Annotated in this window: 13 protein-coding genes and 1 pseudogene; 2 read left to right on the top strand and 12 right to left on the bottom strand. The window is 70.7% G+C overall.

Going from position 1 to position 14,328, the window contains the following annotated elements; genetic code table 11:
* Nucleotides 1–11: 11 nt before the first annotated feature.
* From SYYSPA8_RS18380 to SYYSPA8_RS18360, 5 genes and pseudogenes are all read right to left on the bottom strand, one after another.
* Entirely contained in the window at nucleotides 12–968 is a 957-nt protein-coding gene (locus SYYSPA8_RS18380) for a helix-turn-helix transcriptional regulator (RefSeq protein WP_323448297.1), read from the bottom strand.
* A gap of 177 nt (nucleotides 969–1,145) precedes the next feature.
* Nucleotides 1,146–1,517: an FKBP-type peptidyl-prolyl cis-trans isomerase gene (locus SYYSPA8_RS18375; protein WP_323448296.1), complete on the bottom strand. Its 372-nt coding sequence runs from the start codon at nucleotides 1,515–1,517 to the stop codon at nucleotides 1,146–1,148.
* A gap of 119 nt (nucleotides 1,518–1,636) precedes the next feature.
* Nucleotides 1,637–2,599, bottom strand: a complete 963-nt coding sequence (locus SYYSPA8_RS18370; RefSeq protein WP_323448295.1) for an FKBP-type peptidyl-prolyl cis-trans isomerase — start codon at nucleotides 2,597–2,599, stop codon at nucleotides 1,637–1,639.
* Between the two features lie 185 nt (nucleotides 2,600–2,784).
* Nucleotides 2,785–4,146 (bottom strand): Pup--protein ligase, encoded by a 1,362-nt coding sequence (gene pafA / locus SYYSPA8_RS18365; RefSeq protein ID WP_323448294.1) that lies wholly within the window; start codon nucleotides 4,144–4,146, stop codon nucleotides 2,785–2,787.
* 9 nt (nucleotides 4,147–4,155) lie between these two features.
* A pseudogene (locus SYYSPA8_RS18360) lies at nucleotides 4,156–5,515 on the bottom strand (MFS transporter).
* A 113-nt stretch (nucleotides 5,516–5,628) separates the two neighbouring features.
* Here SYYSPA8_RS18360 and SYYSPA8_RS18355 point away from each other — a divergent pair.
* The gene (locus SYYSPA8_RS18355; RefSeq protein ID WP_323448293.1) at nucleotides 5,629–6,729 is read left to right on the top strand and encodes a LacI family DNA-binding transcriptional regulator; all 1,101 of its coding nucleotides are present in this window, start codon (nucleotides 5,629–5,631) and stop codon (nucleotides 6,727–6,729) included.
* 74 nt (nucleotides 6,730–6,803) lie between these two features.
* On the opposite strand, the gene prcA is transcribed toward SYYSPA8_RS18355, so the two are convergent.
* From prcA to arc, 6 genes are all read right to left on the bottom strand, one after another.
* Nucleotides 6,804–7,574, bottom strand: a complete 771-nt coding sequence (gene prcA / locus SYYSPA8_RS18350; RefSeq protein WP_323448292.1) for a proteasome subunit alpha — start codon at nucleotides 7,572–7,574, stop codon at nucleotides 6,804–6,806.
* Nucleotides 7,575–7,648: 74 nt separating this feature from the next.
* On the bottom strand, nucleotides 7,649–8,494 hold the full coding sequence (prcB, locus tag SYYSPA8_RS18345; protein ID WP_323448291.1) for a proteasome subunit beta: 846 nt from the start codon (nucleotides 8,492–8,494) through the stop codon (nucleotides 7,649–7,651).
* Nucleotides 8,446–8,745, bottom strand: coding sequence for an endonuclease domain-containing protein (locus tag SYYSPA8_RS18340; RefSeq protein WP_323448290.1), 300 nt, complete (start codon nucleotides 8,743–8,745; stop codon nucleotides 8,446–8,448). The genes prcB and SYYSPA8_RS18340 overlap by 49 nt, the downstream gene beginning before the upstream one ends.
* A 6-nt stretch (nucleotides 8,746–8,751) precedes the next feature.
* Entirely contained in the window at nucleotides 8,752–8,970 is a 219-nt protein-coding gene (locus SYYSPA8_RS18335) for a ubiquitin-like protein Pup (protein WP_323448289.1), read from the bottom strand.
* A 150-nt stretch (nucleotides 8,971–9,120) separates the two neighbouring features.
* Nucleotides 9,121–10,632, bottom strand: coding sequence for a depupylase/deamidase Dop (dop, locus tag SYYSPA8_RS18330; RefSeq protein ID WP_323448288.1), 1,512 nt, complete (start codon nucleotides 10,630–10,632; stop codon nucleotides 9,121–9,123).
* 423 nt (nucleotides 10,633–11,055) lie between these two features.
* Nucleotides 11,056–12,822 (bottom strand): proteasome ATPase, encoded by a 1,767-nt coding sequence (arc, locus tag SYYSPA8_RS18325; RefSeq protein ID WP_323448287.1) that lies wholly within the window; start codon nucleotides 12,820–12,822, stop codon nucleotides 11,056–11,058.
* A 265-nt stretch (nucleotides 12,823–13,087) separates the two neighbouring features.
* Between arc and SYYSPA8_RS18320 the strand changes: the two genes are divergently transcribed.
* On the top strand, nucleotides 13,088–13,399 hold the full coding sequence (locus SYYSPA8_RS18320) for a ferredoxin (protein ID WP_323448286.1): 312 nt from the start codon (nucleotides 13,088–13,090) through the stop codon (nucleotides 13,397–13,399).
* Between the two features lie 100 nt (nucleotides 13,400–13,499).
* Here SYYSPA8_RS18320 and SYYSPA8_RS18315 read toward each other — a convergent pair whose 3' ends face one another.
* The gene (locus SYYSPA8_RS18315) at nucleotides 13,500–14,066 is read right to left on the bottom strand and encodes a hypothetical protein (protein WP_323448285.1); all 567 of its coding nucleotides are present in this window, start codon (nucleotides 14,064–14,066) and stop codon (nucleotides 13,500–13,502) included.
* Nucleotides 14,067–14,328: the final 262 nt, after the last annotated feature.

The following is a 14,328-nucleotide window of genomic DNA, read 5'->3' as shown; positions in this document are numbered from 1 at the left end:
CGTCCTCCCCCTCAGCCCTCGGCCACGGCACGCAGCCGGTCCCGCACGTCGGCCCGCAGATCAGCGGGCTCCACCACGACCACATCGGGCCCGAACTCGACCAGCCAGGCGTCCAGCCCGTGCCCGTACGGGATCTCCAGCTCGTCCCAGCCGCCGTCCAGCTCCCGCACGGAGGTGGCCCGGGCGCGCAGCGGATAGCCCGCCTTCGCGCGCAGCCGGATCCGCGCGGTCCGGGTCGCCGTCTCGCCGGCCCAGCTCTCCACGGTCTCGCGGACGGTGGAGACATCGGGCACGGGAGCGGTGAACGCCCCGGCCCGGGAGCGCACCCGGCCGGTGATCCGGGAGAGCCGGAAGACGCGCTCGGCGCCCCGGGTCCGGTCCCAGCCCGCGAGATACCAGTGGCCGCGCCAGCACTCCAGGGTCCAGGGCTCGACCTGGCGCTCCTCGGGGCGGGCGGCGGTGGACTTGCGGTAGTCGAAGATCACGGGCCGGCGGTCGCGGCAGGCCAGCATCAGCGGCTCGAACGCGGCCTCGTGGACCGGGATACGGGTCTCCAGGGCGCTGGGCCGGTCGTCGAAGGCGTCCTCCGCCTCCGGCATTCCCGCCGCGCGCAGCTTCTGGAGCGCCCCGCTGGCCGCTCCGGCGAGCCGGGCCTGCTGCCAGACGCGGGCGGCCAGCCCCAGCGCGGCGGCTTCCTCGGCGTCCAGGGTGATCGGCGGCAGCCGGTTGCTGTCCCGGCGGGCCAGATAGCCCACCTCGCCGTCGAGGTTCTCGACGGTCTCGATCACGAGGCCCAGTTCGCGTAGATCGTCCTTGTCCCGCTCGAACATCCGGTTGAAGGCGTCGTCGGAGGCCGCTTCCAGATAGGCCTCGATGGACCCGCGCAGCTCCCGCTTGCTCAGCGGCCGCCGGGTCCCCAGCAGGCACAGCGCCAGATTCATCAGCCGCTCGGCCTTGGCAATGGCCATCGACGCCCCGCACCTCTTCTGATCGAACCGCTTCCGCCCCGCACGACCGTACCGCCCCCGTGGCCCCGGACCAAAGCGAGGCCCGTGCTCCGGGGGAGCACGGGCCTCACGGGCGGTGCCGCACGGCGCGGAGCCGCGCCGCGGGGGCACGGTCCGGGGCGGCGGGCCGCGGTGGGATCAGACGGCGAGCAGGTCGACCACAAAGATCAGCGTCTCGCCCGGCTTGATCGCGGCACCCGCGCCGCGGTCGCCGTAGCCCAGGTGCGCCGGGATGGTCAGCTGACGCCGGCCGCCGACCTTCATGCCCACGACGCCCTGGTCCCAGCCGGCGATGACCCGGCCGCCGCCCAGCGGGAAGCGGAAGGGCTCGCCGCGGTTCCAGGAGGCGTCGAACTCCTCACCGGTGGAGAAGGAGACTCCGACGTAGTGGACCGTGACCACCTGGCCGGCCTGGGCCTCGGCGCCGTCGCCCTCCCAGATGTCCTTGATCTCCAGGTCGGCCGGCGGCTGACCCTCGGGGAAGTCGATCTCGGGCTTCTCGATGCTCACGAACATGCTCCTCAAATGTCTGTACGGGCAACCGGGACAGTCTGCCACCTCGGCGCGGACCCGGCCGCCCCGCACCGCGCCCGAGGGGCCGGGTCCGCGACAAACCGGTCAGGGCCTGGTCAGGACTTCGTCAGCAGGTCCACCACGAAGACCAGCGTCGAGTTCTTCGGGATGCCGTTCTGCTCCTTGGTCCCGAAGCCCTGGTCCGGCGGGAGCACGAGGAGGACGCGGCTGCCGACCTTCTTGCCGATGAGGCCGTCCTTCAGCCCCTTCACCGTCACCTGCTCCAGCGGCCAGACCGGCGGCGGGGCCTGCGTCCGGTACGTGCTGTCGAACTGCTTGCCGTCCTTCCACATGTACGCCTGGTAGCGGACGACGACGCTGTCCTTGTCGGTCAGCACCGGTCCCGAGCCCTCCAGGACGTACTGGTCGACCAGCTTCTTCGGCGGCTCCGACTTCGGGATCGTCACCGACGGGGCCTTGCCGTCCGTGTTGGTCCCGACCTTCGGCAGGGCGCTGTCGTCCTGTGCCACCTCGGTGCCCTTGGCGGAGACCGGGATGGTCTTGCTGGAGACGATGTCCATCACGAACACCAGCGTCGAGTTGGCCTTGATGCCCGGCTGCTCCTGGTCCCCGTAGGCCAGGTTCGGCGGGATCGACACCTCCAGGCGGCTGCCGGCCTTCTGGCCGTCGAGCGCCTTCTGCCAGCCCTCGATGACGCCCTGGCCACCGATCGTCACATCGAACGGCTGCTTCCGGTCGAAGCTGTTGTCGAACGGCTTCGTCCCGTCCCAGACCTGGCCCAGGTAGTGCACCTTGGCCTGGTCGCCCTTCTTGAGGACCTCGCCCTTGCCCTCGGAGATCACCTCGATCTTCAGCTCCTTGGGCGGAGCCCCCACCCCCTTCGCCAGCGTCGGCTTCTCGCCGAAGGCGGCACCGGCGGTGATCGCGGGCAGACCGCCCTGCGACGCGGCGCTCTTGGTGGACGGGTTGGAGTCGGAGCCCTTGTCCTCGTCGGTACCGCATGCCGCCGTCGACAGCAACAGCGCGGGGACGAGAAGAAGGCCGGCGATTCGGCGCACGTGGTCCTCAGATCTCAGACGTCAAGAATGGGGTCCCCGACACTCTAGGACGTGAGGTGGGCCCCGCACGAGAAACGCACGGGGCCCGTGGTCCGTTCCCACCCGGGGGTACGTACGGATCCCCGGCGCCCGGACAGATGCTCGGACGCCGGGGATCCGTACCCCTGTGACCACCGCGTACCGGACTACATACCGGCGATCAGCTTCTCCACCCGGTCGTCGACCGAACGGAACGGGTCCTTGCACAGAACCGTCCGCTGGGCCTGGTCGTTCAGCTTCAGATGCACCCAGTCGACCGTGAAGTCGCGCCGCTGCTCCTGCGCCCGGCGGATGAAGTCGCCCCGCAGCCGCGCCCGGGTGGTCTGCGGCGGCACCGACTTCCCCTCGAAGATCTTGAGGTCGTCGCAGATCCGGGCCGCCTGCCCCTTCCGCTCCAGCAGGTAGTACAGCCCCCGCCGGCGGTGGATGTCGTGGTACGCGAGATCTATCTGCGCCACCCGGGGGTGCGACATCGTCATGTTGTGCTTGGCGCGGTACCGCTCGATCAGCTGGTACTTCATGACCCAGTCGATCTCCGTGCCGATCCGGTCCAGCTCCTGCGACTCGATCGCGTCCAGGGTCCGGCCCCACAGCTCCAGCACCCGCTCCACCGTGCCGGTGCGGATGCCCCGGCGCTCCGCGAAGTCCACGGCCTTGTCGAAGTACTCGCGCTGCACCTCCAGCGCCGACGCCTCCCGGCCGCTCGCCAGCCGCACCTTGCGCTGGCCCGTGATGTCATGGCTGACCTCACGGATCGCCCGGATCGGATTCTCCAGCGTCAGATCCCGCATCACCGTGCCCGCCTCGATCATGCGCAGCACCAGATCGGTCGCGCCGACCTTCAGCAGCATGGTCGTCTCGGACATGTTCGAGTCGCCGACGATGACATGGAGGCGCCGGTAGCGCTCCGCGTCCGCGTGCGGCTCGTCCCGGGTGTTGATGATCGGACGCGACCGGGTCGTCGCCGAACTGACGCCCTCCCAGATGTGCTCCGCGCGCTGGCTGACGCAGTACACCGCGCCCCGCGGGGTCTGGAGCACCTTCCCCGCCCCGCACAGCAGCTGCCGTGTCACCAGGAACGGGATCAGGATGTCCGCAAGCCGGGAGAACTCCCCGTGCCGCGCCACGAGATAGTTCTCGTGGCAGCCGTACGAGTTCCCCGCCGAATCGGTGTTGTTCTTGAAGAGATAGACGTCTCCCGCGATCCCCTCCTCGTGCAGCCTGCGCTCGGCGTCGACGAGCAGACCCTCAAGAATCCGCTCACCGGCCTTGTCATGCGTGACCAGCTCGGTCACATCGTCACATTCCGGTGTTGCATATTCCGGATGCGACCCCACATCGAGATACAGACGGGCGCCGTTGCGGAGGAACACATTGCTGCTCCGGCCCCATGACACGACTCGGCGGAAGAGGTAGCGCGCCACCTCATCAGGCGACAGCCGACGCTGTCCCCTGAACGTACACGTGACGCCGTACTCGTTCTCCAGCCCGAAAATGCGGCGGTCCATGTCTGAACATTACGCCTCGGAACCGGTGCTGAAACCGGGTTCGGCAGCCGCATTACGATCATTTTCCGCTGACCGGTCCGCCCCCGGGTCCCACCGGGGCCGCCGGGAGCGCGCCGCGGCCCGTGCCCGCGACCACTCCCCGGGTCACCAGGAGCACCACCAGCGCCGCCACACCGGCCGCGCCGGCCACCGCGAACCCCCAGGACGTGGGCGCCCGCTCCACCACCGGGCCCGCCACCGCCGTACCCGCCGCCGCGCCCACGCCGAACGTCGTCACCAGCCACGAGAACGCCTCCGTGACCGTGCCCTCGGGGGCGTGCCGGTCCACCACCACGAACCCGCACGCCAGCGCCGGCGCCAGGGAGAGACCCGCGACCACCGACAGCACCAGCATCCACACCGGCCCCGGCGTCAGCGTCAACGGCAGATACCCCACCGCCAGCAGCGCCACCAGCACCTCCAGACGCCGCTCCGGCGGACCGTCCCACTCCTTCGCCCCGTACGCCACACCGCCCACCAGGGCACCGAGGCCCAGGCCCGCCAGCAGCCACCCGTACACCGCCTCGCGGCCCAGGTCGTCCGCGTACGCCACCCCGGCGACCGTGATCGACCCCAGCGCCAGCCCCACGAAGAAGAACGACCCCAGCAGCGCCAGCAGCCCGCCCGAGCGCAGCGCCCCCAGCCAGTGCGCCTGGCGCGGCGCCGACCGCCAGGTCCGCGACGGCCCGGACGTGACCACCGCGAGCGCTCCCACCACCCCGATCGCGTTGATCACCAGCAGCGCCGCGCCCGCCGACCACCAGGAGACGAGGAGCGTCACCAGCAGCGGGCCCACCGTGTACATCACCTCCTGCGCCACCGCGTCCAGCGCGTACGCCCGGTGCACCCGGTCCTGGCGCACCAGCACGGTCGGCCACAGCGCCCGCAGACCGCCCTCCAGCGGCGGTGTGAACAGGCCCGCCACCGCGACCGCCGCGTACGCCACCGGCAGCGAGTCCACGCCGGCCACCGCCAGCACCACCATCGCCAGCGCCGAGAGCACGGCGGCGGGCAGCTGCACCCGGGGCTGACCGTGCAGGTCCACGGCGCGCCCCAGCAGCGGCTGGCCGACCGCCGTCGCGATGCCGAAGACCGCCGCGAGACCGCCCGCCAGGCTGTAGCCGCCGCCCTCGGCCCGGGTGAACAGGACGATCGCCAGCGGTCCCGTGGCGTGCGGCAGCCGCCCCACCAGCGTCCCGGTGATCAGCCGCGCGGCGTGCGGCGCCCGCAGGATGTCCGCGTACCCGGCATAGCCGGTGCGGCCCGCGGGCCCGGCCGCCGTCTCCACGCCCTCGGCCCCGGACGTCCCCGTCCCTGCCCCTGTCCCCATCTCCCGGCCCCTCCCTCTCCCCGGCCCACCGGGGTGTTACGTATAACTAGGCCGGGTCATACGTACCATGACCTCAGTCCGCGGGTCCACCACCGAGCAGAGAGACCGCACACATGACACAGGGGCCCCGACGGCTCACCGACGACCGGGACGGCGACGGCGGCACCCCCCGGGCAACGGGCGCGGCCCCGGCCGACGACACCGCGCGCGCCCCCGGGGCCCACCGGCCCACCAGCCGCGATGTCGCCCGCGCCGCCGGGGTCTCCCAGGCGACCGTCTCCCTCGTCCTCGGCGCGAAATGGCGCGGCCGCGTCTCCGAACGCACCGCCGAGTCCGTCCGCGAGGCCGCCCGCACCCTCGGCTACCGGCCCAACCTCGCCGCCCGCAGCCTCCGCTCCGGCCGCACCCGCACCGCGCTCCTGGTGATCCCCGCCCTCACCAACGAATTCTTCGCCCGGGTCTGGGCCGGCGCCACCGCCGTCGCCGACCGCCACGGCTTCGGCGTCGTCATCTACCCCGCCCCCGACGTCACCGGCCCCGCGAAGGACCCCTTCGCCTCCGCCGGCGCCGCCCTCGACGGCGTCATAGCCTCATCGATGGCCACCTCGGCGCTCAGCGCCCTGCGCGACTCGGGACTGCCGCTCGTCATGCTGGACAGCGACCCCGCCGACCCCGCCGCCGCCCACGTCAACCTCGACATCGCCGACGGCGTCCGGCAGATCGTCCACCACCTCACCGGCCTCGGCCACCGGAACATCCTCCACCTGGCGTCCGACGTCGACTCCTGGACCTTCCACCAGCGCCGCCACGCCCTGCGCGCCGCACTCGGCACCGTCCCCGGCGCCACCGTGCGCACCGTCCACGCCCCCTTCGACGTCACCGCCGCCCGGCACGCCACCGAGAAGGGCCTCACCGCCGGCGGCCCCCGGCCCACCGCCGTCGTCTGCGACGGCGACGTCCTGGCCGCCGGAGCCTGCAAGGCAGCCCGCCGGCTCGGGCTCCGCGTCCCCGAGGATCTCTCCGTCACCGGCTTCGACGACCTCGCCCTCGCCACCGCCGTCGAACCCGAACTCACCACGGTCGCCCTCCCCGCCGAACAGGTCGGCGAACGCGGCATGCGGGCCCTGCTCGCCACCCTGGACGGCCGGGAGCCCCCGACCGGCGACCTCCCGGTGGAACTCGTGCTCCGCGCCTCCACCGCCCCGGCCCCCTGACGGCCGCATCCGGACACAGCGGTGCCCCGGGTGGGCTCCCGATTCGGGAGCCCACCCGGGGCACTCGGTCGTGCTTACGCCTCGCTGTCCCCGGACTCCCCGTCCGGCTCGGCGTCCGCCGGCTCCCCGGCCGACGACGCCTCCTCGGACGCCGCCAGCAGGCGGCTCAGCTGCCCGCCCACGATCCGCTTGAACTTCCGCTGCTGCGGACGCGTACGGTCCAGCACCGCCACCTCCAGACGGTCCGCCGGGATCTCCCGGTCCGCGCCGTTGGCCTGGTTCGACAGGGCCTGGACCGCCAGCTTCAGCGCCTCCGCGAGCGTCATCCCGTCCCGGTGCCGCTGGTCCAGGAACGCGCTGATCTGCTCCGCGTTCCCGCCGACCGCCACCGAGCCGTGCTCGTCGACGATCGACCCGTCGTGCGGCAGCCGGTAGATCTGGTCGCCCTCCGGGGTGGCCCCGACCTCCGCGACCACCAGCTCCACCTCGTACGGCTTCTCCGCCGCACTGGAGAAGATCGTGCCCAGCGTCTGCGCGTACACATTCGCCAGACCCCGCGCGGTCACGTCGTCCCGGTCGTAGGTGTACCCCCGCAGATCCGCGTAGCGCACACCGCCGATCCGCAGATTCTCGTACTCGTTGTACTTCCCGGCCGCGGCGAAACCGATCCGGTCGTAGATCTCGCTGAACTTGTGCAGCGCGCGGGACGGGTTCTCACCGACAAAGACAATGCCGTCGGCGTATTGCAGCACCACCAGGCTGCGACCACGGGCGATGCCCTTCCGAGCGTATTCCGCCCGGTCCTGCATGGCCTGTGCGGGCGAAACATAGAACGGCGTCGTCACCGGCTATCCGTCCCTTTCTGTCAATGGCTGGAAACAAGCGGAGAAACCCTCCGCACTCAAGGCTCGCGCAGGTCTCAGAGCAGCGCGGCACGCGGGCCGTCGGGCAGTTCCAGCCGCTGCTCCACGATCGAGCGGGCGATCCGCGCGGACTCATCCTCCGTGAGCCTGCGCGCACCGCTCTCGTCGATGACCGCGACGATCGGGAAGATCCGCCGGGCCACGTCCGGGCCGCCGGTCGCCGAGTCGTCGTCCGCCGCGTCGTAGAGCGCCTGCACCACGAGCGTGGTCGCCTGCTCCTCCGTCAGATCGTTGCGGTAGAGCTTCTTCAGGGAGCCCCGGGCGAAGACCGAACCCGACCCGGTGGCCGCGAAGCCCTTCTCCTCGGAGCGCCCGCCGGTCACGTCGTACGAGAAGATGCGGCCCTTGCCCCGGTCCACGTCGTACCCCGCGAAGAGCGGGACCACGGCGAGGCCCTGCATGGCCATCCCGAGATTGCCCCGGATCATGGCCGAGAGCCGGTTGGCCTTGCCCTCCAGGGAGAGCTGCGCGCCCTCCACCTTCTCGAAGTGCTCCAGCTCCAGCTGGAACAGCTTCACCATCTCCACGGCCAGGCCGGCGGTGCCCGCGATCCCCACGGCCGAGTATTCGTCGGCCGGGAAGACCTTCTCCATGTCGCGCTGGGCGATCATGTTCCCCATCGTCGCCCGCCGGTCACCGGCGAGCACCACTCCCCCGGGATACGTCGCCGCGACGATCGTCGTCCCGTGCGGTGCCTCGAAGGCCCCCTGGACCTGCGGGAGCGTACGCCGTCCTGGCAGCAGCTCCGGCGCCTGGTCCCCCAGGAAATCCATGAAGGAGGAGGAGCCGGGCGTCAGGAAGGCAGCTGGCAGACGCCCGGTGCCACGAGTGTTGGCTTCCACGGGTTTCCTTCCGAGTAGGCGGCGGTCCGGCCCGCGGAGCCGGGGTCGTCTCCCGGCTCGCCGCGGGCCGCATCGCGATCGAAGCACAGTACGCCACGGACCTTACCCGTCCGGTGGCGGTGATCCACATGGCTGGCGGGGACGGCCGGACGGGCGCCCCGGGGCCCCGTCCGCCGTGCGGCGCCCGCGCTCCGGAACGCGCCCGCGCCGGAGTGGCCGTCCGGCCGAGCACGACCCCCCAAAGCGGGCACAGCGCCCTACTGTCCACCTTTCTGGACAAATGACCGCACGAAGTCCTCGGCATTCTCTTCGAGCACGTCGTCGATTTCATCCAGTACCGATTCGACGTCGTCCGACAGCTTTTCCTGGCGCTCCTTGAGGTCTTCCGAAACCTGCGCGTCCTGCGCCTGCTCCTCGACCTCCTCCGTGGAACGCGTGGCCTTCTGCTGTCCGCCGCCGGTGTCCTTGGTCGCCATGTCCCTCACCCCGCTCGGTTTGCCCTGACGTGAGTTCTTTCCTGTCAAGATCAGACCCTACAAGCCCGGTCCGACATCGGCCCCGCACTTTCCTCAACGCCCGGAGACCATTGTGCTGATTCCCGGAGATGATTCCCGAATCGGGGCCTTTTAGCCCCCCGAAAGGACCCGGACCAGATCCTCCGCGGTCCGGCACCGGTCGAGCAGCTCTTTGACGTGGGCGCGCGTGCCCCTCAGCGGTTCCAGGGTCGGGACCCGCTGGAGGGAGTCACGGCCCGGGAGATCGAAGATCACCGAGTCCCAGGAGGCCGCGGCCACATCGTCCGCGTACTGCTCCAGGCAGCGGCCCCGGAAGTAGGCCCGGGTGTCCTCGGGGGGCTGGCTACGGGCCCGGGTGACCGCCTCCTCGTCCAGCAGCCGCTTCATCCTGCCCCGGGCCACCAGCCGGTTGTAGAGGCCCTTCTCCGGGCGCACATCGGCGTACTGGAGATCCACCAGGTGGAGCCGGGCCGCGTCCCAGTCCAGGCCGTCCCGCCGGCGGTAGCCCTCCATCAGCTCCTTCTTCGCGACCCAGTCCAGCTCGCCGGCGAGGCTCATGGGGTCGCGCTCCAGCCGGTTGAGGGTGTCCTCCCAGCGGCTGAGCACATCCTTGGTCTGCTCGTCCGCGTCGGCGCCGAAGCGCTCCTCGACGTACTTGCGGGCCAGCTCGTAGTACTCCATCTGGAGCTGGACGGCGGTGAGCGTCCGGCCGCTGCGCAGCGTGACCAGATGGCGCAGGTCCGGATCGTGGGAGACGTGGTGGAGAGTGCGGACGGGCTGGTCGACCGCGAGGTCCACCGCGATGAAACCGTCCTCGATCATGGAGAGCACCAGGGCCGTGGTGCCCAGCTTCAGATAGGTCGAGATCTCGGAGAGGTTCGCGTCACCGATGATCACATGGAGCCGGCGGTACTTCTCGGCGTCGGCGTGGGGCTCGTCCCGGGTGTTGATGATGGGGCGCTTGAGGGTGGTCTCCAGACCCACCTCGACCTCGAAGTAGTCCGCCCGCTGACTGATCTGGAAGCCGTGCTCGTGGCCGTCCTGCCCGATGCCGACCCGGCCGGCGCCCGTGACGACCTGGCGGGAGACGAAGAAGGGCGTCAGATGCCGCACGATGTCCGAGAACGGCGTCTCCCGCTTCATCAGGTAGTTCTCGTGCGTGCCGTAGGAGGCGCCCTTGTTGTCGGTGTTGTTCTTGTAGAGGTGGATGGGCTGGGCGCCGGGCAGCTGGGCCGCCCGCTCGGCGGCCTCGGCCATGATCCGCTCGCCGGCCTTGTCCCACAGGACGGCGTCCCGGGGGTTGGTGATCTCGGGGGAGCTGTACTCGGGGTGCGCGTGGTCGACGTAGAGCCTGGCCCCGTTGGTGAGGATCACATTGGCGAGGCCGATGTCCTCATCGGTGAGCTGGCTGGAGTCGGCCGCCTCGCGGGCGAGGTCGAAGCCGCGGGCGTCCCGCAGCGGATTCTCCTCCTCGAAGTCCCAGCGGGCCCGCCGCGCCCGGTGCATCGCCGCCGCGTAGGCGTTGACGATCTGGGACGAGGTGAGCATGGCATTGGCGTTGGGGTGCCCGGGGACGGAGATGCCGTACTCCGTCTCGATTCCCATTACTCGCCGTACGGTCATGCGGCCCTCCTTGCCCTGCGCCGCTCCCGTCCGGGGGCGGCGCTCAAGTACCGCTGGTGCTCCGGTGCGCCTGCGGTGCCCGTCCCCGCGGTGCGCGACCCGGCGGTACCGAAGAGCCTAGGCCCTCTCTTCCGGATCTTGCTGGGCTCGCGTGCCCTGGCACCGCGCCTCGCCGCGTTGTCGTCAATCACCAATGCTCCGCAGTGGCTCAATCCTCCGCCTTGCGATCCACGGCACCAGACCCCGCTCACTCATCCAGCCTGATCCGAAAGAAAGAACCTAGAACGGCTCCGTGCTGCTGGGGAGATCGTTTCGGTCCTTGCCGCGCCGTGGCCCGTGCCCTCCGGTGGAGCGGTGGGGCCGGTGGCGGGAAAGACACCGGCTGCGGGTGCCCCGGCCCGGGGCACCCGCAGCCGGTGGGTGTCACAGGTACTGTCCGGTGTTGGCGACGGTGTCGATGGAGCGGCCGGTGTCCGCGCCCTGCTTTCCGGTGACGAGGGTACGGATGAACACGATCCGCTCGCCCTTCTTTCCGGAGATACGGGCCCAGTCGTCCGGGTTGGTGGTGTTGGGCAGGTCCTCGTTCTCCTTGAACTCGTCCACGCAGGCCTGGAGGAGATGGGAGACGCGAATGCCCTTCTGATCGTGGTCGAGGAATGCCTTGATGGCCATTTTCTTCGCCCGGTCGACAATGTTCTGGATCATCGCGCCGGAGTTGAAGTCCTTGAAGTAGAGGACTTCCTTGTCACCATTGGCGTAGGTGACCTCCAGGAAGCGGTTCTCCTCGGTTTCCGCGTACATCTGCTCGACGACCGACTGGATCATCGCGTGCGCGGCGGCTTCCTTGGATCCATTGTGCTCGGCGAGGTCGTCCCCGTGGAGCGGGAGCGTCGCGGTGAGGTACTTGGCGAAGATGTCCCGTGCGGCCTCGGCGTCCGGGCGCTCGATCTTGATCTTCACATCGAGACGGCCGGGGCGGAGGATCGCCGGGTCGATCATGTCCTCGCGGTTGGAGGCGCCGATGACGATGACGTTCTCCAGGCCCTCGACCCCGTCGATCTCGGCGAGCAGCTGGGGGACGATGGTGTTCTCCACGTCCGAGCTGACACCGGAGCCACGGGTGCGGAAGAGCGATTCCATCTCGTCGAAGAAGACGATGACGGGGGTGCCCTCGCTGGCCTTCTCCCGGGCCCGCTGGAAGACCAGGCGGATGTGCCGCTCGGTCTCGCCCACGTACTTGTTGAGCAGCTCGGGGCCCTTGATGTTGAGGAAGTAGCTCTTGCCGGCGGGCTGGCCGGTGACCTCGGCGACCTTCTTGGCGAGCGAGTTGGCGACGGCCTTGGCGATCAGTGTCTTGCCGCAGCCGGGCGGGCCGTAGAGCAGGATGCCCTTCGGGGGCCGCAGCTCGTGTTCCTTGAAGAGGTCGGGGTGGAGGTAGGGCAGCTCGACGGCGTCGCGGATCAGCTCGATCTGGTCGCCGAGCCCGCCGATCTTCTCGTAGTCGACGTCGGGGACCTCTTCGAGGACCAGCTCCTCGACCTCGCTCTTGGGCACGACCTCGTAGACGTAGCCGGAGCGGGGTTCGAGCAGCAGGGCGTCGCCGGGCCTGATGGTGATGTCCAGCAGGGGCTCGGCGAGGCGGACGACCCGCTCCTCGTCGGTGTGGCCGACGACCAGGGCGCGCTCGCCGTCCTCCAGGATCTCCTTGAGGGTGACGATGTCCCCGGCGCGCTCGAAGGCCATGGCCTCGACCACGTTCAGGGCCTCGTTGAGCATGACTTCCTGGCCGCGGCTGAGTTCACCGAGCGGGACGCCCGGGCTGACGTTGACCCGGAGCTTGCGGCCGCCGGTGAAGATGTCGCAGGTGCCGTCGTCGTTGGCTTGCAGGAAGACACCGAAGCCGGCCGGGGGCTGTGCGAGCCGGTCGACCTCCTCCTTGAGGGCCACGATCTGGTCGCGGGCCTCACGGAGTGTGTTCGCGAGTCGTTCGTTCTGTGCGGACACGCCTGCCAGGTTGGTCTGGAGCTCGACGATGCGCTCTTCGAGGATCCTCGTATGGCGCGGAGAGTCGGCGAGCTTGCGGCGCAGGACGGCGATCTCCTGCTCCAGGTAGGCGACCTGACCGGCGGGGTCTTCGGACCCCCGCCCGGGCCGGATGCCGCGGTTGATGTCGTCGTCGTGGGCTGCCACGGTCCTCACCTCCTCCAAGGGGAGCTGGACGCTTTCTGACCCTACCTGGGTGGGTGGTGATTGAAACCCCTAGATCAGAAAGACGGTAGGGGTGTGTCCGATCTTCACCCTTGCGCTCTCCCCCACGCCAGGGGAATACCCACCCATCAACATCGGAAAGCCGCCGGTTGTAAGGTCAAAGCGTTCAACACCCGTCAGGGCTGGCGCGACTTGCTTCACGGCGGGTCGGGGCAGATCCGGTCCGACGCAGGAAACGGCAGGAGATATGACCGTGCAGCACGAGGCCCCGTCCGATGGCGCAGCCGAGGACCTGGAGGTCTGGATCGACCAGGACCTCTGCACCGGGGACGGGATCTGCGCGCAGTACGCCCCGGACGTGTTCGAGCTGGACATCGACGGCCTGGCGTATGTGAAGAGCCCGGAGGACGAGCTGTTGCAGGACCCGGGGGCGACCACGCGGGTGCCGCTGCCGCTGCTGCGGGACGTGGTGGACTCGGCGAAGGAGTGCCCCGGCGACTGTATTCATGTACGTCGGGTTTCGGACAGGGTCGAGATCTACGGTCCGGACGCGGAGTAGCCGACCGGGCTCGGAGGGTGTGCTTCCGGGGCTTGCGGGAGGTCCGCCGGGGCCTCACGGAACCTTCCCGGGGTCTCCCGGGTGCCGCCGTCCCGGGCCGTCAGAGGGCCTGCGGCGGGCGCGGCGGGGTCCGCAGGAAGGCGCCGTCCCGCCAGTTCCACTCGGCCCGCTCCTCCTGGTCCGGGCAGCAGCTCGGGACGTCCGACGAGGAGTAGCCGAGCAGGGTCGCGGTGACGGATCCGCCGCGCAGGGCCAGCCCCTGGGCGCTCTGGCGGCGGTCCGGGCCGAGCAGGGTGGCGACGAGCCGGGGGGCGCCGTCACGGCCCGTGGTGAGGACGTAGATCCCCGTGGGCGGAGTGCCGGAGCCCGCGTCGCAGCGGGCGCTGACCACGGTCTCGGGGTGCGTGTCGCCGTCGAGGTCGCCCGTGACCCGTTCCACGATCCTGCTGCCGACGGTTCCGCAGCTCAGCGGCAGGGTGACCCGGGCGGGGTCGGGCGCGGGGCGGGTGGCCGCCGACGGCCGCGCCTCGGGCTGGCGGGCGGTGGCCGGGTCCGGCTGGAGCAGTCCGGCGAGGGCGACGACGGCCCCGGTGACGGTCGCGATGGCGAGCCAGTGCGCGGGGCGGGTCCGGGTGTGCGCGAGGTCCGGGGCGGCGGCGGGCTGCACGGGGGATCTCCTGTGACCGGGGGGCCCGCCGGGTGCGGGACGGGGGGAGATCTGCATCGTGCCACAGCCCGCGGGGGCCCAAGGCCGCCGGGGCGGGGGTTCTTTGTCAGGGTTGTGTAACCACCGGCGGACAGCCGCCGGAGGAATGTCCCGAACAGCACGGCGCTGCCGTCGAGTTCTCTCCCGGAGCGGGGGAACCCGGCGGCAGCGCCGTGGTGTTGTCCGGCCCGGGACCCGGGGCGGGCCCGGAAGCCGGGGTGTC

It is taken from the genome of Streptomyces yaizuensis, assembly GCF_034961445.1.
In the GTDB taxonomy this organism is placed as follows: Bacteria; Actinomycetota; Actinomycetes; order Streptomycetales; family Streptomycetaceae; genus Streptomyces; species Streptomyces yaizuensis.
Note: the sequence above shows the minus strand (reverse complement) of the source record. Positions and strands in the feature narration are given on the sequence as shown.